This is a genomic window from Castellaniella sp. (genome assembly GCF_041677825.1).
GTDB lineage: Bacteria > Pseudomonadota > Gammaproteobacteria > Burkholderiales > Burkholderiaceae_B > Castellaniella.
On sequence record NZ_JBAYPG010000002.1, the window covers coordinates 122,922 to 145,695 of the forward strand.

The 22,774-nt window shown below is 63.2% G+C and carries 16 protein-coding genes and 1 pseudogene; 6 read left to right on the forward strand and 11 right to left on the reverse strand.

Annotated elements, in window-relative coordinates:
• Positions 1-27: 27 nt before the first annotated feature.
• Positions 28-984, reverse strand: a pseudogene (locus WCY17_RS01585) (glycosyltransferase family 2 protein); the annotation flags it as partial.
• A 96-nt stretch (positions 985-1,080) separates the two neighbouring features.
• Here WCY17_RS01585 and WCY17_RS01590 point away from each other — a divergent pair.
• Together WCY17_RS01590 and WCY17_RS01595 are read left to right on the forward strand one after the other, a co-directional pair.
• The gene (locus tag WCY17_RS01590) at positions 1,081-2,406 is read left to right on the forward strand and encodes an NnrS family protein (protein ID WP_372700412.1); all 1,326 of its coding nucleotides are present in this window, start codon (positions 1,081-1,083) and stop codon (positions 2,404-2,406) included.
• A 19-nt stretch (positions 2,407-2,425) separates the two neighbouring features.
• Complete coding sequence (locus tag WCY17_RS01595) at positions 2,426-2,881, forward strand: Rrf2 family transcriptional regulator (protein ID WP_372700413.1); 456 nt, start codon at positions 2,426-2,428, stop codon at positions 2,879-2,881.
• Here the strand turns inward: WCY17_RS01595 and WCY17_RS01600 are convergent.
• The 7 genes from WCY17_RS01600 to serA all read right to left on the reverse strand — a co-directional run bounded on the left by WCY17_RS01600 (position 2,835) and on the right by serA (position 13,184).
• Positions 2,835-3,581 (reverse strand): peptidylprolyl isomerase, encoded by a 747-nt coding sequence (locus WCY17_RS01600; RefSeq protein WP_372700414.1) that lies wholly within the window; start codon positions 3,579-3,581, stop codon positions 2,835-2,837. The genes WCY17_RS01595 and WCY17_RS01600 overlap by 47 nt on opposite strands.
• A 10-nt stretch (positions 3,582-3,591) precedes the next feature.
• Positions 3,592-4,281 (reverse strand): respiratory nitrate reductase subunit gamma, encoded by a 690-nt coding sequence (gene narI, locus WCY17_RS01605; RefSeq protein ID WP_372700415.1) that lies wholly within the window; start codon positions 4,279-4,281, stop codon positions 3,592-3,594.
• 10 nt (positions 4,282-4,291) lie between these two features.
• A complete protein-coding gene (narJ, locus tag WCY17_RS01610; protein WP_372700416.1) occupies positions 4,292-5,011 on the reverse strand; it encodes a nitrate reductase molybdenum cofactor assembly chaperone in 720 nt (239 codons plus the stop codon).
• Between the two features lie 11 nt (positions 5,012-5,022).
• Positions 5,023-6,564, reverse strand: coding sequence for a nitrate reductase subunit beta (gene narH, locus WCY17_RS01615; RefSeq protein ID WP_372700417.1), 1,542 nt, complete (start codon positions 6,562-6,564; stop codon positions 5,023-5,025).
• A 13-nt stretch (positions 6,565-6,577) separates the two neighbouring features.
• The gene (locus WCY17_RS01620) at positions 6,578-10,339 is read right to left on the reverse strand and encodes a nitrate reductase subunit alpha (RefSeq protein ID WP_372700418.1); all 3,762 of its coding nucleotides are present in this window, start codon (positions 10,337-10,339) and stop codon (positions 6,578-6,580) included.
• Positions 10,340-10,389: 50 nt separating this feature from the next.
• Positions 10,390-11,805, reverse strand: a complete 1,416-nt coding sequence (locus WCY17_RS01625; RefSeq protein WP_372700419.1) for a NarK family nitrate/nitrite MFS transporter — start codon at positions 11,803-11,805, stop codon at positions 10,390-10,392.
• A 179-nt stretch (positions 11,806-11,984) separates the two neighbouring features.
• Complete coding sequence (gene serA / locus WCY17_RS01630) at positions 11,985-13,184, reverse strand: phosphoglycerate dehydrogenase (protein ID WP_372700420.1); 1,200 nt, start codon at positions 13,182-13,184, stop codon at positions 11,985-11,987.
• A 212-nt stretch (positions 13,185-13,396) separates the two neighbouring features.
• Between serA and ovoA the strand changes: the two genes are divergently transcribed.
• Positions 13,397-15,553: a 5-histidylcysteine sulfoxide synthase gene (gene ovoA / locus WCY17_RS01635; protein WP_372700421.1), complete on the forward strand. Its 2,157-nt coding sequence runs from the start codon at positions 13,397-13,399 to the stop codon at positions 15,551-15,553.
• A 120-nt stretch (positions 15,554-15,673) separates the two neighbouring features.
• On the opposite strand, the gene WCY17_RS01640 is transcribed toward ovoA, so the two are convergent.
• Positions 15,674-18,523, reverse strand: a complete 2,850-nt coding sequence (locus WCY17_RS01640; RefSeq protein ID WP_372700422.1) for an EAL domain-containing protein — start codon at positions 18,521-18,523, stop codon at positions 15,674-15,676.
• A gap of 141 nt (positions 18,524-18,664) precedes the next feature.
• Positions 18,665-19,654: a DMT family transporter gene (locus tag WCY17_RS01645; protein WP_372700423.1), complete on the reverse strand. Its 990-nt coding sequence runs from the start codon at positions 19,652-19,654 to the stop codon at positions 18,665-18,667.
• A gap of 65 nt (positions 19,655-19,719) precedes the next feature.
• Here WCY17_RS01645 and WCY17_RS01650 point away from each other — a divergent pair, with 65 nt between their 5' ends.
• From WCY17_RS01650 to WCY17_RS01660, 3 genes are read left to right on the forward strand one after another with little or no spacing between them, the layout of a single operon-like run.
• Positions 19,720-20,457: a uracil-DNA glycosylase gene (locus WCY17_RS01650; RefSeq protein ID WP_372700424.1), complete on the forward strand. Its 738-nt coding sequence runs from the start codon at positions 19,720-19,722 to the stop codon at positions 20,455-20,457.
• Entirely contained in the window at positions 20,454-21,143 is a 690-nt protein-coding gene (locus WCY17_RS01655; protein WP_372700425.1) for an AzlC family ABC transporter permease, read from the forward strand. Before WCY17_RS01650 ends, WCY17_RS01655 begins: the two co-directional genes overlap by 4 nt.
• A 26-nt stretch (positions 21,144-21,169) precedes the next feature.
• On the forward strand, positions 21,170-21,490 hold the full coding sequence (locus WCY17_RS01660; protein ID WP_372700426.1) for a branched-chain amino acid transporter permease: 321 nt from the start codon (positions 21,170-21,172) through the stop codon (positions 21,488-21,490).
• 126 nt (positions 21,491-21,616) lie between these two features.
• Here the strand turns inward: WCY17_RS01660 and WCY17_RS01665 are convergent, their stop codons facing one another.
• A complete protein-coding gene (locus WCY17_RS01665) occupies positions 21,617-22,774 on the reverse strand; it encodes a branched-chain amino acid ABC transporter permease (protein WP_372700427.1) in 1,158 nt (385 codons plus the stop codon).

Consider the following 22,774-nt stretch of genomic DNA (forward strand, 5'->3'; position numbering starts at 1 on the left):
ATCCGCGTCGGCCCTCGTGGACAGGCCTTGCCCAAGTGTTTCCCGAACGAGATAAATGGGTCGGGCCTTGACCTCAGTAAAAATACGCGCCACGTATTCGCCCACCACCCCGAGCGACATCAGATTGACCCCGGAAAAGAACAGGATCACACTGATGAGGGTCGCCCAGCCACGGACCGGATCGCCAAACATCAAATGGGTGATGATGATGAACAGGCCATACAGGAAGGCCACCAGAGACAGGCACGCCCCCACCAGGCTGATGAGCCGCAGCGGCCATGTCGTGAATGCCGTCAGGCCATCGATGGCAAACCGCAGCAGCTTGATCGGGTGGAACCGGCTGGCCCCGTGCAGCCGCCCGGACGGCACATACGGGATCGCTTCGGACTCGAAGCCGACCCAGGCAAACAGGCCCTTCATGAAGCGGTCGCGCTCGGGCAACTGTTTCAGGGCTTCAACAACGGCACGGTCCATCAGGCGGAAGTCGCCCGCGTTGGGTGGCACCCGCAGCCCGCCGGCGCCCCGCATGAGCGCATAGAACACGCGGGTACCAAGCCGCTTGAGCCGCGTTTCATCGCGCCGGCTGGCGCGTACCGCATAGACCATCTGTACCCCTGCGCGCCAGCGTGCGAGCATGGCCGGTATCATGCCCGGCGGATGCTGCATGTCGGCATCCAGACAGATGACGGCATCCCCCCGGCTGGCTTCGATCCCGGCCGTGAGCGCGGCTTCCTTGCCGAAATTGCGCGACAGCCGCAGATAGACGATCTCGGGATGCAGGCTGACCCAATGGCGCATGAGTTCAGGCGTGCCATCGGTGCTGCCATCATCGACCACGATGATTTCGGCTGCACACCCCTGCGCCGCGAGCACGGCCAGCAGTTCGGGCAGCAAAATGGCCAGATTGGCCTGCTCATTCAGGCCGGGTACAACGCAGGACAAGGTCGGGAATTCTCGCATGCAGGCATGATAACTGAGCCACATGCAGGAAGCTTGCCTTTTTGCCGGACTCCTTGAAGATAACTATAATATGCATCTTTCAAAACCCATCCTCACCATACGTTCGGAACCCACGACGCCATGCCCCCCTCGACCGTCATTCAGGAACCGGCCACCCGGGCCACTCGTTCACCCTCCTGGGCCGCCTTTCTGGCACTGGGATTCCGACCCCTCTATTTCATGGGGGCGGCCTGGGCCCTGGTGTCGATCGCCATGTGGATCTACTTTCCGCAGTATCTGGACGGCCCGCTTGCGGGGGTGTACTGGCATGCGCACGAAATGCTGTGGGGGTTCATCATCACCATTGCAATTGGCTTTCTGCTCACCGCCAGCGCCACCTGGACAGGCTTCAACCCGTTGCATGGCCGTGCGCTGGGCGGCCTGTGCCTGTTATGGGTGGTCGCACGGGCAGGCTTCCTGCTGGGGGGATCCGCCGGGTTCTGGCTGGCCACAGCGGCCGAAGTGCTGTTCTTCATCGTTGCCGCCGGCAGCCTGGCACGCGTCGTACTCAAGGGGCACAGCCGGCGCAACTATGGCCTGCCGCTGCTGCTCCTCGCGCTGGGTAGCGCGGATCTGCTCTACCTGCTGGCCGCCCGTGAAGGCAACTATCTGCTGCTGATGCAGCGCTTCGATCTGGGCTTGATCGGCATGGCCATCGTGGCCCTGCTGATCGCCCGGCGGGTGATCCCGTTCTTTTCCATGCGCATGGTGTCCGGCCTGAAGATCCCGATGTTGACCCGCTCGGGCCATGTGCAGATGGTGTTCAGCGTGCTGGCGCTTGGCCTGGGGGTCGCGCTGCAGGTATTTGCGACACCGGCGGGCACCATGGCCAGCCATCCGCTGCAGAGCGCGCTCGCCTGGCTGATGGCCGCAAGTCTGGCCCTTGCCGGCGTGATCAGCCTGGGGCAATTGTGGTACTGGAAGCCGCGCGCCGTACTGCACAAGCCCATGCTGTGGATCCTGTACCTGGGTTACGCGTTCATCGCGCTCGGCCTGCTGGCGGCTGCCGTCCAGATCAGCGGGCTGTTCGACCCTGCGCTGCTGCGCGGCATGCTGGCCCGCAGTGCCACCCATGTACACCTGATCGGCATGGCGGGCTTCTGCGTTCTCATCATCGGCATGATCACCCGCACGGCACTGGGGCATCTGGGCCGCCCCCTGGCTCTGGACGGCAGCATGATGGCCAGCTACTGGCTGATGATCCTGGCCGTGGTTCTGCGTCTGGCAGCGCTGTGGCCATCTGCGGCCACCAGCGCCCTGCTCGATCTGGCGGCCGCAGCCTGGGTGCTGTGCATGGGCCTGTACCTGTGGCGATTCGTCCCCATGCTGATCCGCCCGCGGCCGGACAAGCAGCCGGTGCCGGTGGTGCAGCCCAAGAACACGCCCCAGCCAGCCCGGGCGCAGTAGCCAGCCGCTTGCCCGCACCATGCGCCTGACCCACATGAGCGACTATGCGGTGCGTCTGCTGATCTACCTCGGCACGCATCGCGAGCGCCTCTGCACCATCGCCGAAATTGCCCACGCCTACGGCCTGTCGGAGCCACACCTGATGAAAATCACGCAGCGTCTGGCACGCCACGGCTGGATACGGACCGTACGAGGCAAGAATGGCGGCATGGAACTCGCCCACGAACCCCGGGATATCCGCCTGGGCGCCCTGCTGCGCGACATGGAGAACGACTGGGCCCTGGTCGAATGCATGGGCCCTTCGAACCGCTGCACACTGAATGGCCGCTGCGGCCTGAAGGGCATCGTCGCGGGCGCCCTGGACGCGTTCATGGCGCACCTGGATGCCCACAGCCTGGCCGATGTGATCCCGCCATCCGGCGGCCGGGTCACTGCACCAATGGCGAATCCGCCCCCTGCATTGGAATGCCGCTGATGCGCGCGCCACCCACCAGCTGTTGCAGATACTGGTGTACGGCACGCCGGTAGCTGGATTCCTCGAGCCACCCGGCCAGATTCTCGTGCACTTCATCAAAGGCCAGGGCCCGCCCCTCGATCCGGTGCCCGATGCGCACAATGTGAAACCCGAAACGGGTTTCGACCAGTTCGCCCCCCAGAGAAAATTCGGGCAAGGCAAATACGGCTTTTTCGAATTCGGGCACCATTTCGCCACGGCGCAGTTCACCCAGGCCGCCCCCCCTGGTACCCGTGGGGCAATTGGAATAGCGCTGGGCAAAGGCTGAAAACTCGCCCAGGCCCTGGCGATGCAGATCCGCCAGGATGCTGGTCGCCCGCCCACGCAGCTTCTGCACATCGAGCCCGGATGTCACCTGAAACAGAATATGCCAGGCCTCGACCACATCGCCCTCGCGAAATTCGTCGGGATGCTGGTCGAAGTAGCGCCGGCAGCTGGCTTCGTCTGCACGCGGCGTCTGTACGTCGTGGGCCAGCACGGCGGACAGCAGGGACTCGTCATTGTCGGCGAACAGGTCGAGGTCCTGCGCGCGCTGACGGATGAGCTCGCGCAGCACGAGTTCCTGGCCGGCCGCCAGGCGCGGGTTGGCCTCCTGGGCATGCAGCCTGGCCTGGGCCACGATCTGCGCTTCGGTGATGCGTGCATCATTGACCGTGATCATGCTGTGTCTCCTAGCGGGGGCGAACCAGTTGCCGGGCACGTGTCAGATAGGACACGGACGCAAACCCCGACCACACATGCACCAGGCGGGTGAACGGGAAAATGACGAACAAGGTCATGCCCAGCACCATGTGCAGCCTGTAGATGCCCGGGACCGTCTGCATCGCGGCGACGGCCGCAGCGGGCCTGAAGGTGACGATGGCCTGGGCCCAGTCACCCAGCAGCACCATGAGGGCGCCGTCGGTATGGTGTACCGAAGTGAACAACGAAGCCAGGCCGGCCAGCAGCACCAGCAGAATCCACAAGAGGCTGACCCAGTCGCCCACTCTGGAATTGTGCGCCAGCCGCGCATCGGTCCAGCGCCGGTGGATCAGCAGCACGAGACCGATCAGGCAGATCACCCCGAGAATGGCACCGACCACGATGGCCAGCATCTGCTTGAGGGCCGTGGACACCCCCAGGGCATGATAGATGGCCGGTGGCGTGAGCAGACCGACCAGATGGGTGAAGAAGAGCGCAATGATGCCGATATGGAACAGGTTGCTGCCCCAGTTCAGCGAACCCTGACGCAGAAGCTGGCTGGAATCGCTCTTCCAGGTGTACTGCTCGCGCTCGAAGCGCACCAGGCTGCCCAGGAAGAAGATGGTCAGTGCCACATAGGGATAGACACCGAAGAAAAAGAGATCAAAAGCGGCTTTCATGGGGGTCACCTCAAACAGGGTCGGCCGCGCTGGCGTCACGCCGGCGCGGGGCACGGATCACGACACGTTGCCCATCGGCCGGGCGGGGCGGGGGCGGGGGAGCGTACTGTGGCTGAAGCATCGCCGGGGTTTCCAGCCCTTCGGCCTGTGCGCCGAACGTGATCATGGTTTCTTCGAGTGCCCCTTCGGGGGGCTCGGGCAGTGCTTCGGGCTGCACATCGGTCATGCTGCGCAATTGCACGAAAATGCAGGCGTACGGGCTCTGTGATTCGGCCAGTTTGTCACCCAGGCGGGCGAGCACGTGGATCGCATCCCCCAGCAGGGCATCGGCTGCATCGGGCGGAATCTGCCCCAGAAACTCCAGGAACAATGGCACGTAGTCGGGCAGTTCGGTGGTGTCTGGCGCCAGACCGTGCTTGAGATATTCATGCTGCAGGTCGACCATGGCCTGGCCGCGGTCACGGGATTCCCCATGAACATGCTCGAACAGATGCAGCGAATGGGCTGCGCGGCGATCGAAGGTCGCAACGTAGTGCTCTTGCAGATCGATCAGGTCGGTGGTGCCCTGCAGGTGCTCGAAGACCGGTGCCAGAACCTGGCGAATCTCTGCCGGCAAGGCTTCGGACAGTTCTGGCAGGGCTTCGATGAACGCCTGCTCGGGATACCCGAGCAGCGCCGACAGCACTGAAAAAACCGGCGCCTGCCGGGCAAGTACAGTATCTTGACTCATGCGCTACCCCTTCAGGCCGTACGTGCCGGGTCCAGAAACACCACCGTCGGCTTGCGCTTGCCACGCGGCTTGCCGAACAGCGACCCTTCGGATGCCCCCCCCGAACACCCATTGCCGAACGTAAAGCCACAGCCGCCACGGAGTTCAAAGGCATTTTCGGCGCTCTCACGATGCGCGGTCGGAATCACGAAGCGGTCTTCGTAGTTGGCAATGGCCAGGTAGCGGTGCATGTCCTCGACCTGGTGCAGGGTCAGGCCAACCTGCTCGAGGATATCCAGCCGCTCCTGGCGATCGACCGAACGCGCCCGCATGAAGGCGCGCATGCCCAGCATGCGCTCGAGTGCATTGGCCACCGGGGCCTCGTCGCCTGCCGTGAGCAGGTTCGCCAGATAGCGCAGCGGGATGCGCAGCGACTGCACATCGGGAATCTCGCCAAAAGCACCGATATGGCCACTGTTGGCCGCCGACTGGATGGGCGACAGCGGGGGCACGTACCAGACCATCGGCAGGGTGCGGTATTCGGGGTGCAACGGGAAGGCGATCTTCCACTCGACCGCCATCTTGTAGACTGGCGAGTTGCATGCGGCGTCGAGCCAGTTCTCGGGTATGCCGTCGGCCAGGGCCTGGCGACGCACCTCGGGATCATGCGGATCGAGGAAGAGGTCGAGCTGTGCCTGGTAGAGGTCTTTCTCGTTGGGCACGCTCGCGGCCGCCTCGATGCCGTCGGCATCGTACAGCAGCACCCCCAGATAGCGGATGCGGCCCACGCAGGTCTCGGAACAGACCGTCGGCATGCCGGCTTCGATGCGCGGATAGCAGAAAATGCATTTTTCGGCCTTGCCGGATTTCCAGTTGTAGTAGATCTTCTTGTAGGGACAGCCCGAGATGCACATGCGCCAGCCACGGCACTTGTCCTGGTCGATGAGCACGATGCCGTCTTCGGCTCGCTTGTAGATCGAGCCCGACGGGCAGCTGGCCACGCAGGTCGGGTTCAGGCAGTGCTCGCACAGGCGCGGCAGGTACATCATGAAGGTGTTTTCAAACTGCCCGTAGATGTCTTTCTGGACATCCTCGAAGTTGTAGTCCTGCGAACGCTTGGAAAACTCGCCACCCAGGATTTCTTCCCAGTTGGGGCCCCATTCGATTTTCTCCATGCGCTGGCCGGTGATCAGCGAGCGCGGCCGCGCCACCGGCGGCGTACTGCGCTCGGGGGCCTTCTGCAGGTAGTCGTAATCGTAGGTGAAGGGTTCGTAGTACTCGTCGATCTGTGGCAGATTGGGGTTGGAAAAAATACGCGAGAGCAGCTTGATCCTGCCACCCTGGCGCGGCTCGATGCGGCCGTTGGCCTTGCGGCGCCAGCCACCGTTCCAGCGGTCCTGGTTCTCCCAGTCTCTGGGATACCCCACCCCGGGCTTGGTCTCGACATTGTTGAACCAGGCATATTCCATGCCCTCGCGAGAGGTCCAGACGTTTTTGCAGGTTATCGAGCAGGTATGGCAACCGATGCATTTGTCCAGGTTCAGGACCATGGCCACCTGTGCGCGGATTTTCATGGATACAGCTCCTTCAGTCCGTATTCTGGGCAGTGGCGGCGATCTCGTGGGTCTCGTCCAGCCAGTCTATCTTCTTCATCTTGCGTACCACCACGAATTCGTCACGGTTGGACCCGACCGTGCCGTAATAATTGAAGCCATAGGACAATTGGGCATAGCCACCGATCATGTGCGTCGGCTTGATCACCGTACGCGTGACCGAATTGTGGATGCCGCCCCGCTTGCCGGTGATTTCAGAGCCGGGCACGTTGACGATCTTTTCCTGGGCGTGATACATCATGGTCATGCCCTCGGGCACCCGCTGGCTGACCACGGCCCGCGCCACCAGGGCGCCATTCACATTGAAGACCTCGATCCAGTCGTTATCCACGATCCCGGCGCGCGCCGCATCGACTTCGGATATCCAGACAATCGGGCCGCCTCGCGAGAGCGTGAGCATGATCAGGTTGTCGGAGTAGGTCGAGTGGATACCCCATTTCTGGTGCGGGGTGATGAAGTTCAGCACCACGTGCGGCTCACCGTTGGAGAACTGCTGCTCGAGCATGGGCTTGATGGTCCTGGTGTCCACCGGCGGCCGATAGACGCACAACGCTTCGCCGAAATCCCGCATCCAGGGGTGATCCTGGTAAAGCTCCTGGCGCCCTGTGAGGGTCCGCCAGGGGATCAGTTCGTGCACATTGGTGTAGCCGGCGCTGTAGCTGACCTTGTCGGACTCGATGCCCGACCAGGTGGGCGACGTCAGGATCTTGCGCGGCTGAGCCTGAAGGTCGCGAAAACGGATCTTTTCATGCTCGCTGGACTTTGCCAGATGCACATGATCCCGCCCGGTGATCTTCGACAGGGCCTGCCAGGCCTTGACGGCCACATGACCGTTGGTCTCGGGTGCCAGCGACAGGATGGTCTCGCAGGCATCGATATCGGACAGGATGCGCGGCTGCCCCTGGCTCACGCCGGGTTCACGCTCGCGCCGGTTCAGCTGACCGAGGAACTCGACTTCTTCTTTTGTATCCCAGGCGATGCCCTTGCCCCCGTTGCCGAGCTTTTCGGCCAACGGACCCAGCGAGGTGAAGCGCTTGTAGACGTTCTTGTAATCACGGTCGACCACCATCATGGCGGGCATGGTCTTGCCCGGGATCAGATCGCACTCGCCCTTGCGCCATTCACGGACATCGAACGGATCGGAGAGTTCGCCCGGCGAGTCATGCTGCAAGGGTTGCAGGACCAGATCCTCATCCGGGAGATCGGCATCCTCGGCCAGTTCGGAAAATTTCTGCGCCAGCCCCTTGTAGATTTCCCAGTCGCTGCGGGATTCCCAGATCGGATCCACGGCCGCCGACAGCGGATGAATGAAGGGATGCATGTCGGACGTATTCAGATCGTTCTTTTCATACCACGTGGCCGTGGGCAGGACGATGTCCGAATACAGGCAGGTGGTGGACATGCGGAAATCGAGGGTGACGAGCAGATCGAGCTTGCCCTGGGGGGCCTCGTCGTGCCAGGCCACCTCGAGTGGCCTGGCCTCGCCGGATTCGCCCAGGTCCTTGCCCTGCACCCCGTGCTGGGTGCCCAGAAGGTGCTTGAGGAAGTACTCATGACCCTTGCCTGAAGAGCCCAGAATATTCGAGCGCCAAACAAACAGGTTGCGCGGATGGTTGTCGGGATGATCGGGATCTTCACAGGAAAACCGCAAGGTGCCATCGCGCAGGCCCTGTACGGCGTAATCCTTGGGATCCTGCCCGGCCGCGCGGGCCGCGCGCACCACTTCGAGCGGGTTGGTCTGCAACTGGGGCGCCGTGGGCAGCCAGCCCATGCGCTCCGCGCGCACGTTCATGTCGATCAGGCTGCCCTGATACTTGCTGGCGTCGGCCAGCGGTGAAAGCAGCTCGGGCACCTGCAGTTTCTCGTAGCGCCACTGATTGGTATGTGCATAGAAAAACGAGGTGCCATTCATGTGGCGCGGCGGGCGCAGCCAGTCGAGCGCGAAGGTCAGCATGGTCCAGCCGGTTTGCGGACGCAGCTTTTCCTGCCCCACGTAATGGCACCAGCCGCCCCCTGACTGACCGACGCAACCACACATGGAGACCAAGTTGATGATGCCGCGATAGGCCATGTCCATGTGGTACCAGTGGTTCAGGCCGGCCCCGAGGATCACCATGGACTTGCCTTCGGTCTTGTGGGCGTTGTCGGCGAACTGACGCGCCACGGTGATGACTTTTTCGCGATCGACACCCGTGATGCGCTCTTGCCAGGCGGGGGTATAGGGCACGTCATCATCGTAGGATGCGGCGACGTTGTCGCCACCCAGGCCACGGTCGATACCGTAATTGGCAACGAAGAGATCGAATACGGTGGTCACCAGGACCTCGCCCTCGGCGGTGTTCAAACGCTTCACGGGCAGGTTGCGCACCAGAATCTCATCGTGGCTGGTGCCCTGGAAATAGTCGTGCTGCTGCCCACCGAAATACGGGAAGGCAACCGGTGCGACCTCATCGTGCGCATCGACCAGGGACAGGCGCGGCAGGATCTCGCGGCCATCGGCATCTTTCAGATCGAGATTCCACTTGCCCGCGTCTTCGCCCTCTTTCTGGCCCCAGCGAAAGCCGATCGACCCCTGTGGCGCAACCAGATCGCCCGTGTTCTGATCGTAGACCAGCGTCTTCCACTCGGGGTTGTTGGCCTGCCCGAGCTGATCGACGAGATCGGAGGCCCGCAGCTTGCGATCTGCCACGTAGTGGTCACCCTGGCGCACCAGGCGCACCAGGAAGGGCATGTCGGTGTACTGGCGGCAGTAGCGCTCGAAATAGGCGCTCTTGCCGGCCAGATGGAACTCTTTGAGCACGACGTGGCCCATGGCGAGCGCCAGTGCGGCATCTGTACCCTGCTTGGGGTGCAGCCAGATGTCGCCGAACTTGGCCCCTTCGGCATAATCGGGGAACACGGACACCACCTTGGCGCCACGGTAGCGGGCCTCGACCATGAAATGCGCATCGGGCGTACGCGTTTGAGGCACGTTCGAGCCCCACAGCATGATGAAGGTCGAGTTGTACCAGTCGGCCGATTCGCTGACGTCGGTCTGCTCGCCCCAGGTTTGCGGGCTGGACGGCGGCAGGTCACAGTACCAGTCGTAGAAGCTGAGCAGGGATCCGCCCAGCAACGACAGATAACGGCTGCCCGAGGCATACGACACCATGGACATGGCGGGTATCGGCGAGAACCCGGCAATGCGATCCGGCCCATGGCGCCGTATGGTGTGGATATTGGCCGCTGCGATGATTTCATTGACCTCGTCCCAGGTGGAGCGCACGAAGCCCCCCAGGCCCCGGCGCGTCTTGTACTGGGCGGCGCGATCGGGGTCGGTGGCGATGGTCTGCCAGGCCTGCACGGGGGTCAGCGTCTTGCGCAGCTCACGCCACTGGCGCGCCAGCCGCCCGCGCACCATGGGGTACTTGACCCGGTTGGCGCTGTACAGGTACCAGGAAAACGTGGCCCCGCGCGGACATCCCCGGGGCTCGTGGTTGGGCATGTCGGGACGGGTGCGCGGGTAATCGGTCTGTTGGGTTTCCCAGGTGACGATGCCGCCCTTGACATAGATTTTCCAGGAGCACGAACCCGTGCAGTTCACCCCGTGCGTGGAGCGCACGATCTTGTCGTGCTGCCAGCGATTGCGATAGGCATCTTCCCAGGTGCGGTCTTCATGCACCACATTGCCGTGGCCATTGGAAAACGGCTCTTTCTGACGGGAAAAATATTTGAGGCGATCGATGAAATGGCTCACGATGTAGGCTCCGTTGGAAAGATTGGGTCAGGCGTGCACGGTACGCTGCTTCAGCAGGGGACCTCGGCACGCCGACGCGAGTAGTACCACCAGGTCACGGCCAGTGACACCGCATAGAAGACGATGAAGAACCACAGCGCCGCCTGCGGTGACCCGGTAAGATCGAATGAAGTGCCGAAGCTCTTGGGGATGAAAAACCCGCCATAGGCGCCCATGGCCCCGCTGAAACCAAGTACGGCCGCCGATTCCTTGGAACCCTCGGCGACAGCCTGGGCGCTCGCAGCGCCGTGGCGCCGCTCGGCCAGCGTGGTGAAAATGGTGGGGATCATGGCAAAGGTGGAGCCGTTGCCAATGCCCGTGAGGAAGAACAGAAACAGAAAGCCCAGCAGAAAGCCTGCAAAACTGCCTGCCGATTGCCCCGACGGCAGCGACAGCATGACCACCACCACCCCCAGCACCATCCAGAAGAATGTCCAGAAAGTGACCCGGGCCCCGCCCATGCGATCGGACAGCCAGCCCCCGAACGGACGAGCCAGGGCACCCACCAATGGTCCCAGCCAGGCGTACTGCAGGGGCCGCACCGCCGGGTACAGGTATTTGATGAGCAGAGGGAAGCCGGCTGAAAAGCCGATGAACGAGCCGAATGTACCCAGGTACAGGAAGCACATGATCCAGTTGTGCTTGCGCTTGAAGATCACCGCCTGATCCCTGAACGACGCCTTGGCATCGGCGATGTCATGCATGCCGACCCAGGCGAGCATGGATACGATGATGATGAAGGGCACCCAGATGAAGGCGGCGTTCTGCGCCCAGACTTCGACCGGGCCACCGTGTGCGCCCGACAGCTGGGCCATCTGGGGCTCGCCTGCCCACGGGCCCAGTACGCCCAGGCTGATGACCAGAGGGGCCAGAAACTGTACCGAGGACACGCCCAGATTGCCCAGCCCGGCATTCAGCCCCAGCGCCGAACCCTTGCGTTCCTTGGGAAAGAAAAAGCTGATGTTGGACATGGACGATGAGAAGTTGCCCCCGCCCAACCCGCACAGCAGGGCCAGCATGAGCATCGTGGAATACGGGGTTTCCGGGTTCTGCACGGCCAGCCCGGCGCCGATGGTGGGCAGCAGCAGGCTGGCCGTGGTCAGGGCAGTCCAGCGGCGGCCCCCGAAAATGGGCACCATGAACGAATAGAAGATGCGCAGCGTGGCCCCCGAAAGTGCCGGCAGGGCCGCCAGCCAGAAGAGTTCGTTTTCGGTGTACTGAAACCCCAGGTTGGGCAGATTGACCGCCACCACACTCCACATCTGCCAGACAGCAAAGGCCAGGAACAGGGCCGGGACGGAGATCCAGAGATTGACGTTGGCAATTGCACTGCCTTCCCGAACCCAGAATGCCTGATCTTCGGGTGTCCAGACCGTAAGCAGGCGACCGCGGCGGGCCGGAGGCGTAGCGTCGGATGTGGGGCGCATGGGGGGCTCCGAAAACTGAAGCCCTCACGATAAACCACACAGTGCGTGCGGTGTATGATCTGGATCAAACCTCGTGGAAATCCCCTAGAACGGGCCTGCATCGTTGCACCACTGCTCCGGGGCGACCCTGTGAAGGACCCCGGGCCTGTATCGACGCGGGCCAATCTCCGGCAGGCGCCTCAGACCCGGTCGCAGCGTATGGTGATGGGGTGATGACGCAGGCCGTCCATCACCTGATCGGTGACTTCGCCATCGACATCGGTGATGGCATAGCCGATCTTGCCACGCGTCTGCAACTGCTGGCTGACGATGTTCAGGCCGAATTCGCCCATGAGGTTGCTGAGCGCCCCCATGGCGCCCGGCACGTTCTGGTGTACATGAAGGACACGGGCGGTACCGGCCTGCTCATGGTAGGAGATCTCCGGAAAATTGACGGCGCCCTTGGTGGTACCGCTGCTCAGGTACAGCTTGAGCTTTTCGGCCACTTCACGGCCGATGTTTTCCTGGGACTCTTGCGTGCTGCCGCCGATGTGCGGCGTGAGAATCACGTTGTGCATGCCTCGCAGGGGGCTGTCGAGGGCTTCGTCACGGCTCTTGGGCTCGGTGGGGAACACGTCGATGGCTGCGCCCGACAGATGCCCCGACTTGAGCGCCCGATGCAGGGCATTGATATCGACCACGGTACCGCGCGACGCATTGATGAGTATGCTGCCCGGGCGCATGGCCGCAATCGCATCGGCATCGATGAGATTGGCCGTTTCCTTGCCACCAGGCACATGCAGGGTGACCACATCGGTCTGGGCGAGGAATTTCTTGAGCGACGAGGTGGCATGTGCATTGCCCAGCGGCAGCTTGGTATCGATATCGTGATACAGCACTTGCATCCCGAGCGCTTCGGCAAGAATGCCCACCTGGGTACCGATATTGCCGTAGCCAACGATGCCCAGGGTCTTGCCACGCGCCTCATACGCCCCATCGGCCGTCTTGTCCCAGAAGCCCTCGTGCACGCGTGCATTCTTTTCGGGGATGCGCCGCAGCAGCAGGATGGCTTCGCCCAGCACCATTTCTGCCACCGAGCGCGTATTGGAAAACGGTGCATTGAAGACAGGCACCCCCTGCATCGCCGCTGTTTCCAGGTCAACCTGGTTGGTGCCGATGCAGAAGCAGCCGATGGCACGCAGTTGCGGCAGCCTGGAGAGCACGTCCTGATCCAGATGGGTGCGTGAACGGATACCCACCACATCGGCCCCCTGCAGGGCATCGAGCAAGGCCGGGCCGACAAGCGCTCCGGCATGCGTGACCACGTCGTCGAAGCCCGCTGCGGTGAAGACTTCCCTGGCGCTGGCGTGGATGTTCTCGAACAACACAATGCGTGACATGACTTCCCTTTGCATGCAAAGGGTGTATTGTCCGATATTTTTCGATCTCGTGTACGGGACATCCCGAATTGCCCATTTCCACGACAGCATTTTGACGGTATCGGAAAAAGGATCATGTTAGCCTATGCTCACAGGCACATGCCATGCTTATGATGTCACGCATCGATCATGGGCGCGTGCACATTGATTCCAGTTTCCGACCCGGCACCGCCATGACCCAGCACGCCCCACTTTCCCATCCAGCCCAGATCGCGGCATCACCAGCCACCCTGTTTGCCCGTACCCCCAACCTGGCCGAACCCGATACCAGTCTGCTGCGCGCAAGCCTGCGCAACTATTTCATCGAGACCTTCGATCGCTACGAATCGCTCTTCGACTGCCTGGCCGAGGATGATGCGGCATGGGTCACCAAGCCGATCGCCCTGCGCCATCCTCTGATCTTCTACTTCGGCCATACCGCGACCTTTTTCGTCAACAAGCTCATGCTCACCCGCATGATCGACACCCGCATCGACCAGCACATGGAATCGATTTTCGCGGTGGGGGTCGATGAAATGAGCTGGGACGACCTGGATGACAGCCACTACGACTGGCCCGGTGCCGCCCGGGTGCGCGCCTACCGCAACCAGGTCCGGGCCCTGGTGCTGGGGCTCATCGATCACGCTCCGCTGCAGTCGCCCATCCACTGGCAGAGTCCCTGGTGGGCCATCATCATGGGCATCGAGCACGAGCGCATCCACCTCGAAACGTCTTCGGTGCTGATCCGCCAGCATGCCCTGCGTCATGTGCGTGCGGTGGCCGAGTGGGCGCCCCGGCCGGATGACGGCCGGCCAGCCCCCGAGAACACCTTGCTGCCTGTGCCCGCAGGGGTCGTACGGATCGGCAAGTCCTTCGACGGCCCGCAATACGGCTGGGACAACGAATACGGCGCGCACGAGGCGCAGGTCGAACCCTTCGAAGCCAGCCGCTATCTGGTCAGCAACCATGAATTCCTGGCCTTCGTCGAGGCCGGGGGCTATCGCAACCAGCGCGACTGGACCGAAGAGGGCCGCAAGTGGCTGGCCTACAGCCAGGCCGAACATCCCACCTTCTGGGTCAAGAAAACCCAGGGCTGGTTCCTGCGCCTGATGACCGAAGAAGTCCCCATGCCGTGGTCATGGCCCGTCGAAGTCAACTACCTCGAGGCCAAGGCCTTCTGCAACTGGAAGGCGGCCGAAACCGGCCAGCCGGTCCGCCTGCCCACCGAAGACGAATGGTATCGGCTGTACGACCATACGGGTCGCACCGACCCGGGCGCATCACCCTGCGACGCCAACCTGCATCTCGATCATGGCGCATCGTCCTGTCCGGTCGATGAATACGCCCACGGAGAATTCTTCGACGTGGTGGGCAATGTCTGGCAATGGACCGAAACCCCCACCTATCCGTTCGATGGCTTCGATGTCCATCCCATCTACGATGATTTCACGACCCCCACGTTCGATGGCCAGCACAACCTGATCAAGGGGGGCTCATGGATATCCTGTGGCAACGAAGCGGTGCGCGCATCGCGCTACGCCTTCCGCAGGCATTTCTTCCAGCACGCCGGTCTGCGTTATGTAGTCTCGCATGCGCCCGCAGAAGCACCCGCGGCGTATTACGAAACCGACCGGCTGCTGTCCGAATACGCCGAGTTCCACTACGGTGATACCTACTTCGACGTGCCGAACTTTCCGCGTACCCTGGCGCAGTTGGCGATCCAGGCCATGGGCGAACACCCCTGCCGGCTGGCGCTGGACCTGGGCTGCGCCTCCGGGCGCGCCACGTTCGAGCTCGCGCGCACATTCGAGCGCGTCACCGGGGTCGACTTCTCGGCGCGCTTCATCAATCAGGGCGTGCAACTGATGCAAAGCGGCCAACTGCGCTATACGCTCACGGACGAAGGTGACCTGGTCTCGTACAAGACCCGCACGCTGGCCGAACTGAACCTGCGGGACACCCTGCCCCGGGTCGAATTCTTCCAGGGCGATGCCTGCAACCTCAAGCCGCAGTTCACCGGCTACGATCTGGTGCTGGCCGCCAACCTGATCGACCGGCTGTATGACCCGGCCCGATTCCTGGATACCATCCATGAACGCATCGTGGCAGGCGGCCTGCTGGTCATTGCCTCACCCTACACCTGGCTCGAAGAGCACACGCCGCACTCGGCCTGGATCGGCGGCATCAAGAAAGATGGTGAGAGCTGGACCACGCTCGATGGCCTGCACGCCCACCTGAGCCCCCATTTCACGCCGGTGGGCGAGCCCCTCGATGTACCGTTCGTGATCCGTGAAACCCGGCGCAAGTTTCAGCACACGCTGTCGCAACTGACGCTCTGGCGCCGTCACTGAACATCACGCTGTGGGCGGGCTGCCAAGTGCAGGCAGCCCGCACCGGCCTGGCCCGGGCATCATGGCCCCAACCCGATGGACGCCAGGGATCGTACAGACCCCGCAACGGCACCGCGCATGTCAGGCGGGTGATTTCGGGATGTGTCCGTGGCGAACGAACCGCTCGAAGGCCTCGGGCTTCAGGGGCGGGCTGAAGTGAAACCCCTGGACCATGTCACAGCCGTGCGCCTGCATGAAGGCCAGTTGGGTGGCATTGCCCACCCCTTCGGCAATGGTCAGCATGCCCAGGCTTTGAGCCATGCGGATGATCGTGCCGGCGATCACCTTGTCATCGGCATCGACCTCGAGGTTCTGCACGAAACTGCGATCCACCTTGAGGATATGGAAATGCAGCTGTTTCAGGTAGCTGAGCGACGAATAACCCGTACCAAAATCATCGATGGCCAGTTGTACGCCCAGGGCCGAGAGCGCATCCACCTGGCGGGTGACAAATTCTGTCGTGCGCATGGCGGCCGCCTCGGTCAGTTCAATTGCCACACACTCGGGGGGCACCCCGGTCTCGGCGAGTATCTCGCGCACCCACTGGGGAAACTCGCCCTGCTGGAACTGGACCACCGAGAAATTGATGGCCACGCTGAGATCATCCAGCCCGGCAGCATGCCAGCGGGCCAGCTGGCGCACCGCCGTTTGCAGCACCCAGTGGCCAATCGAGACGATCAGCCCGGTGGCCTCGGCGATGGGGATGAACTCATCGGGTGGCACATTGCCCCACTCGGACTCCCAGCGCAGCAGCGCCTCGGCCCCCACCACGCGCCCATCGGCCAGCGCGATGACGGGCTGGTATACGAGGCTGAGTTCGCCACGGGCAATGGCATTGCACAAGGCAGTCCCCAATGCCAGCTGGCGTTCGGAGCGCAATTGCATTTCGGCCCTAAAGAATGAAATGTGGTTGTACCCTTCTTGCTTGACGCGATTCACGGCCGCTTCGGCCTGTGCCAGAAGCACGTCGAATTCGTTGGCATCTTCAGGACACAGCGCGATCCCGATCGACAGGGTGACTGAAACAGACTGCCCCACCACCTCGATCGGCTGGTTCATGGCCTTTTGCAGAAGCTGCGCCCGGGCCAGCGCTTCCTCCTGGCCGACCCCATGCAGCAGCATGAGAAAATCGTCGCCCGATACGCGCACCAGCATGTCCCGCCCCTGCAAGCCCGCATGCAGCCGTCGGGCCACGGCCACCAGCAAGTGGTCGCCGGTCTCGTGACCGAGCGTATCGTTGACGCCCTTGAATTGATCCAGATCGATCCAGAACAGGGCCAGATGCGCATGGCTGCGCACCGAGCCCTGGAAACGCTCGCGCATGAGGCGCCGATTGGGCAGGCCCGTGAGCTGGTCGTACAGCGAGAGCTCGCGGATCCGTTCGGCAGCACGGCGTTTCTCAGTGACGTCTTCGAGATGCGCCATGTAGCCCGAGGCCACACCGGCTGAATTGCGGATGGGAAACACCTTGGTATCGAGAATCCGCTCGTTATGGTCCGGAAACAGGAAGGTCAGCTCACCGGCCCAATGAAAACCCTGCCGGATCGCGGATTCCAACCCCGTCCAGACCTCTGGCGCTGTGCGCGATTCAAGCAGGCGCAGCGGGTTCTTGCCCAGCAGGGCATGCGGTGCCAGGCCAAAGAAACCTGCGTAGGCCGCATTGCACAGCTGGATCCGGAAATGCATGTCGATCACCACGAATGGCAACGGGCTTTGCATGATCCCGCGGCGCAGGGTCGCCAGCACGGTTTCATCGCGCAGGCGCCGCGTCACATCGCGCGCGATCACAATGAAGCGCCGGGCGCCTGATGGCGCATCGGACCGAGGCGCCACGGACAGTTCGAAACTGCGCTCCTGTTCACCCCCCAGCGCCTTGACGACCCGGCCGCGCGACACCCCGTGGGCCTGCGCCTCTTTGAGCGCACTGCGCACGCTCTCGCCATCCTCCCTGGACAAGAGCTCGCTGATGCTGCGCACCAGTGTGCCGTCAGGCCGCACCGGTAGGCCGGGCTGACCTTCATGCTGATAGAACTGCAGGCAATTGCCCGTATCATCCAGTTCGAGCACCCAATCGGGCAGGGCACGCAGCGTCGCCAGCATCTCGCTGCGCGACCGGCGCAGGTCGGCATACGGATGCAGCACGGTTTCGACGAAAATGGCGTAATACAGGAACAGGAAGGCCAGTACCTTGTACACATGCCCGATGAACATCCACGCATCCGAAACATCGGTATAGCGCGTGAAAAAGTATTCACTCTGCATCATGATGAATGCTGCGGCAAACAGGCCGCTGGCGTTGAAACCGCGCGGCCGGAGCAGGTGAAAGAACAGCCGCAGCGCAGCCAGACCGTACAGTGCCATGAGCGCATACTCGGCGCTGACCTTGAATGGCGTGAGCCCCCTGCCGGGCACGAAAAAGCGCGGCAGCAATTGCGGGTCCTGAAAATACAGCCAGGCCGACAGGCCGACCAGCGCCAGCACCAATGCGCTGCACCCGAACAGGACACGGGCCGAACCCGTGATGCGCCAGGGCACGAAGGCCACGCACAGCAGCGCCACCACGCCAAAGAAGCGCCCCAGCAGCCAGAAGTAAATGCCCTTGTTCGAATTGCCGGGCGTGACGAAATCGGGCATGCCCTGCAGCGAAAGCATGTGCAGCAGGTCGAACAGGCCCACGCCCAGAAACAGGCTGGCCAGCAGAATCAGGTTGAGCGCCGGCCGCTCGCGGCGCACGCTGCACACCAGGCCATAGATCATGAGCGAGATGCTGACCGAGAGCACTTCGAACGTCATGTGCCAGGGCAGCGAAAGAACGCCCGAAAACCAGTTCGAAAGATTGATCGAGGCGCTCAGCAGCAAGGCCACCAGCAGAATGAGACTGATGGCGAGGGCACGACGGGCCTCGGGGTCATGGCTCGGGTGGATTTGCATGTGCAGCAGTGTCTCTGGTTTGAAGCACTGTACCGTAAACCCTGCCCTTTGGACAGGCCCCAAGGCTGGATACACTTGGTATGGGCACGGCCGCTCGGCGGCCGCCACCGGCGGTGCCCCTGGGCCAAGCCGGCGATGCGCTCAGGATGCCCGCGACGGTGCCGGCATCGCCGCCGTATAGCGGGCACCGGCCACACAGGCCACTACGAATGCCGTGACCCACAGCATGGCCGGGGTAACCGGCTCACCCAGCAGCCACGCCGCCAGCAGCAGGCCGAGGAAAGGCTGCAGCAGCTGCAGCTGGCCCACGGCCGCAATACCCCCCTGGGCGAGCCCCCTGTACCAGAAGATGAACCCCACCAGCATGCTGAAGATGGCAACGTAGAGCCCGCCCGCCCAGGCCGACGGCGGTACGGCCGCGAGATTGCGCGGCGCCCAGATGAAGGCCAGCGGCAAACTGACCGGCAGGGAGACCACGAGCACCCAGCAGATCACCTGCCAGGCGCCCAGCCGGCGCGCCAGACGCCCGCCTTCGGCATAACCATAGCCACAGCTGACAATGGCCAGCACCATCAGGCCATCGGCCCACAGCACCCCCGAACCATCCTGGCTGAATGCGAAGCCGACCACCGCAAGCGCCCCCAGCACGGCAAATGTCCAAAAGCTGCGCGACGGTCTTTCCTGTGCCAGCCAGGCCGCGAACAATGCGGTCGACATGGGCAGCAGCCCAATGAATACCAATGAATGCGCCGACGTGATGGACTGCAAGGCAAGCGCGGTGAACAGCGGGAAACCCAGCACCACACCCAGTGCCACCAATACAAGACGCACCCAGTCGCCCTGTGCGGGGCGCGCCTGTGTGGCCAACCCAGTGGGCTGGCGCGTGCGACGCACCGACACGGGGCTGGCCCGATCGCCCGCTCCCGCCTGGCCGTGGACGGCCTGCGCGCCATCGCGCCGCGCCGCCAGCACCAGCATGAAGGTGGCCAGCACACCGGCCAGGCCAGCGCGCGCTGCGGTGACGAAAAGCGGATCCAGCCCCAGCACGGCCACCCGCGTGGCAGGCAGTGAACCACTGAAGATGGCCATCCCGATGAAACCATTGAGCCAGCCGCGGGTCGTGAGATTCATGACGCATTCCCGATGTGATACCGTTCAGTGTAATGGAAAACCCGACACGTCCACCCATGCCCTTCATGCAGTCTCCAGAGACGATCCAGAACGCCTATCAAGGCTCGCTGTTCGATCAGGTGGCGGCCCTGCCGCCCGCCTGGCAGGCCGTGCTGCAGGCCCCGCATCTGCACAGGCAGCTGCTCGAGCTCGATGGCATGCTGCGCGAACGGCTCGACCAGGGTGCCGTCATCTTTCCCTTGCGGCCTTTCAGGGCGCTGCTGGAGACTGCCCCTGAAGACGTGCAGGTGGTGATCGTCGGGCAGGACCCCTACCATGGCCCCAACCAGGCACAGGGCCTGGCGTTTTCAGTGCCGAATTTCTGCCCGGCACCCCCCAGCCTGCGCAACATTTTCAGGGAACTGGGCCAGGAATATGGCCCCCCCGCAACACAGCCCAGGAACAGTCTGGTTCGCTGGGCGCGGCAAGGCGTGCTGCTGCTCAACACGACACTGACCGTCGAAGCCCGAAAACCCGCTTCGCACGCCCGCAAGGGCTGGGAGCACATCACCGACGCGCTCATCATGCGCGTCCTGCAGACGCCACGCCCCAAAGTCCTGATGCTCTGGGGCAGCCATGCCCAGGCCCGACGGGCCCTGCTGGAGCTTCAACCACCGGTTGGGCCGGTCCACGTGCTGCTGGCCAACCATCCATCCCCCCTCTCGGCGCAACGTCCACCGCGCCCCTTCCAGGGCTGCGGGCATTTCCGGCAGGCCAACGACTGGCTCCAGGCGCACGGCCAGACAGGGATCCAATGGCAATGAAGCAACCATCCCGAACGCTGTCGCTGGCCAGCCTGACGGCGCCCGTGGCCATGGGCTATATCCCGCTGGGCGCCATATGCGGCTTTCTGTTCGTGCAGGCTGGCGGGCCAGCCTGGCTGGCTGTGGCAGCGAGCGCATTGATCTACGCGGGTGCGGCACAATTCATGATGGTGCCCATGCTCGCTGCCGGCCTGCCACTGAGTACCATCGGGCTGGCCACGCTGGTGCTGAACCTGCGCCATGTCTTCTATGGCCTGTCGCTGTTGAACACCCTGCCTGCAGTGCGCTGGCAACGCTGGTACGTGATTTTTTCCCTGACTGACGAAACCTACTCGGTGCTGACAGCCCTGCCTGCGGAACAGCGCAGGCAGCGCATAATGCTGCTCAGCGTGCTGAACCAGGGCTGGTGGATTCTGGGTACCACGCTGGGGGCCGTGCTGGGCGGCCAGGCCCACTGGGAATTGAATGGGCTGGATTTCGTGCTGGCCGCCCTGTTTGCCGTTCTGGCAGTCGAACAATGGCGCGCCCGACAGGACGCCTTCCCGATCTGGGTGGCGCTCGTCGCCTGGGCCATTGCGCAAACCCTTCTGCCCTCGCAGGCACTGGCGCTTGCCATCGGCCTGAGCCTGCTGGCCGTTGCCATGCGGCCAGGCCATGGCATCGGGTCCAGGGCCCCGCACGACTGAACCCGAAGACACAACGATGACCCGCTATGGATGACCCGCTCTATCTATTGGCCGCGATTGGCCTGATGGCCCTGATCACCGGGCTGCTGCGTGCCCTGCCCTTCATGGCCGGCCACTGGCTGCGCCACCACCCGCTGGTCCACAAGCTGGGGGGTTCGCTGCCCATGGCCATCATGGTGCTGCTGCTGATCGACACGGCTGCCGGCCAGGCACACAACCACCCCGGTCTGCCATGGCCGGAAGTGGCCGCCGTGGCAATGGTGGCGCTGTTGCAATGGCGCCTGAAGCATACCTTGCTGAGCATCGTGGCCGGCACGGCGGCGTACATGTTGATGCTGGGCGGCTGAACCCGCAGACGGCATCTCGCAGGGCTTGCCCAACGGCTGATGGCCACGGCACAGCGACCCTGCCCGACCGGGGCCATGATGACCGTTGTCACGACCCATATCCGAACGACCACCACCCTATGGCCGTCACCCTTCTTGACGAGTCGTGCCCTGACGGGCTGCGGCCCGCAGGCGCCCGACGATCCCGTCGGGAAACCAGTACACGCACAGCACGAACAGTACCCCAAGCCACAGCAACCAGCGTTGCGGTGCAAACAGGGCGCCCCAGAGATGGCTCCCGGGCGCCACCCCGACGACGATGGTGAGCACATCCTGCAAATATCCCTGGGCCAGCAGAAACACGGCGGCCCCCAGAACAGCCCCATAGAGGGTTCCCATGCCGCCAATCACGCAGATGAGCAAAATGAAGACCATCAGATCGAAGCTCAAGGTGGTGGCCGGGCTGACATAGCGATTGAACAAGGCAAATGCAGCGCCTGCAATACAGGTGAGCAGACCCGCCAGAACAACTGCCGCAATGCGATAATCCACCGTCCGGTAGCCCAGCGCGCGCGCCCGGAACTCGTTTTCCCGGATGGCCAGCAACACGCGGCCGAACGATGAACGCACAACACGAAAAAGCAGCAGCACCCCCGCCAGGCTCAGCACGAAGCTTGCGTAATACACCAGATGCCGCCCCGTGAAGTACAACGAGAAACGTGCCTGCTCCCACGCCGCGGCCGGATCGAGCCACAACCCACGCAGCAGGCGGGGCAGATCCAGCCCAGGCAGACGGTCCTGAAAGAGCCGGTGCCCCGGCCCGAGCACTGCAGGCAGACGCACGCGCAGACCATCAACCCCACCTGTCAGCGGATAGGCCTGCAGCACCAGTTGCACGCAGGCAAAGGCAACGGCCAGCGTGGCCAGAGCGAAGAAAATGGCCTGTACGCGCAGGGTCAGTGCCCCTAGAACGAGGGCCAGCAAGAGGCTGCACAGCAGGGCGAGCCCCAGCCCGACGGCCACGGCTGCAAGCGTGGGGCCCAGATAGTGCGTGGCCAGCGCCACCCCATAGGCCCCCAGGGCAAAAAACAGCATGTGGGCAAACGAGACCATATGCACATAACCCAGCATCAGGTCATAGGACGTGGCCACGAGGATGAAGATCATCATCGTGCCCAGCAGGGTGAACACGCGCACATCCGCAAACAGGAAAGGGCCGCCCGCCAGGCAGGCCAGCAAGAGCAGCAATGCACCCGCAAGCCAGCGACTGCGGGGCAGATCCCCCGAAACCAGGGTGGCCATCAT

What these genes read in the sequence shown, in the direction of transcription:
- WCY17_RS01590 (WP_372700412.1), top strand. Translation starts at nt 1,081, where the DNA reads ATGCCCCCCTCGACCGTCATTCAGGAACCGGCCACCCGGGCCACTCGT.
- WCY17_RS01595 (WP_372700413.1), top strand. Translation starts at nt 2,426, where the DNA reads ATGCGCCTGACCCACATGAGCGACTATGCGGTGCGTCTGCTGATCTAC.
- WCY17_RS01600 (WP_372700414.1), bottom strand. Translation starts at nt 3,581, where the DNA reads ATGATCACGGTCAATGATGCACGCATCACCGAAGCGCAGATCGTGGCC.
- narI (WP_372700415.1), bottom strand. Translation starts at nt 4,281, where the DNA reads ATGAAAGCCGCTTTTGATCTCTTTTTCTTCGGTGTCTATCCCTATGTG.
- narJ (WP_372700416.1), bottom strand. Translation starts at nt 5,011, where the DNA reads ATGAGTCAAGATACTGTACTTGCCCGGCAGGCGCCGGTTTTTTCAGTG.
- narH (WP_372700417.1), bottom strand. Translation starts at nt 6,564, where the DNA reads ATGAAAATCCGCGCACAGGTGGCCATGGTCCTGAACCTGGACAAATGC.
- WCY17_RS01625 (WP_372700419.1), bottom strand. Translation starts at nt 11,805, where the DNA reads ATGCGCCCCACATCCGACGCTACGCCTCCGGCCCGCCGCGGTCGCCTG.
- serA (WP_372700420.1), bottom strand. Translation starts at nt 13,184, where the DNA reads ATGTCACGCATTGTGTTGTTCGAGAACATCCACGCCAGCGCCAGGGAA.
- ovoA (WP_372700421.1), top strand. Translation starts at nt 13,397, where the DNA reads ATGACCCAGCACGCCCCACTTTCCCATCCAGCCCAGATCGCGGCATCA.
- WCY17_RS01640 (WP_372700422.1), bottom strand. Translation starts at nt 18,523, where the DNA reads ATGCAAATCCACCCGAGCCATGACCCCGAGGCCCGTCGTGCCCTCGCC.
- WCY17_RS01645 (WP_372700423.1), bottom strand. Translation starts at nt 19,654, where the DNA reads ATGAATCTCACGACCCGCGGCTGGCTCAATGGTTTCATCGGGATGGCC.
- WCY17_RS01650 (WP_372700424.1), top strand. Translation starts at nt 19,720, where the DNA reads ATGCAGTCTCCAGAGACGATCCAGAACGCCTATCAAGGCTCGCTGTTC.
- WCY17_RS01655 (WP_372700425.1), top strand. Translation starts at nt 20,454, where the DNA reads ATGAAGCAACCATCCCGAACGCTGTCGCTGGCCAGCCTGACGGCGCCC.
- WCY17_RS01660 (WP_372700426.1), top strand. Translation starts at nt 21,170, where the DNA reads ATGGATGACCCGCTCTATCTATTGGCCGCGATTGGCCTGATGGCCCTG.
- WCY17_RS01665 (WP_372700427.1), bottom strand. Translation starts at nt 22,774, where the DNA reads ATGATGGCCACCCTGGTTTCGGGGGATCTGCCCCGCAGTCGCTGGCTT.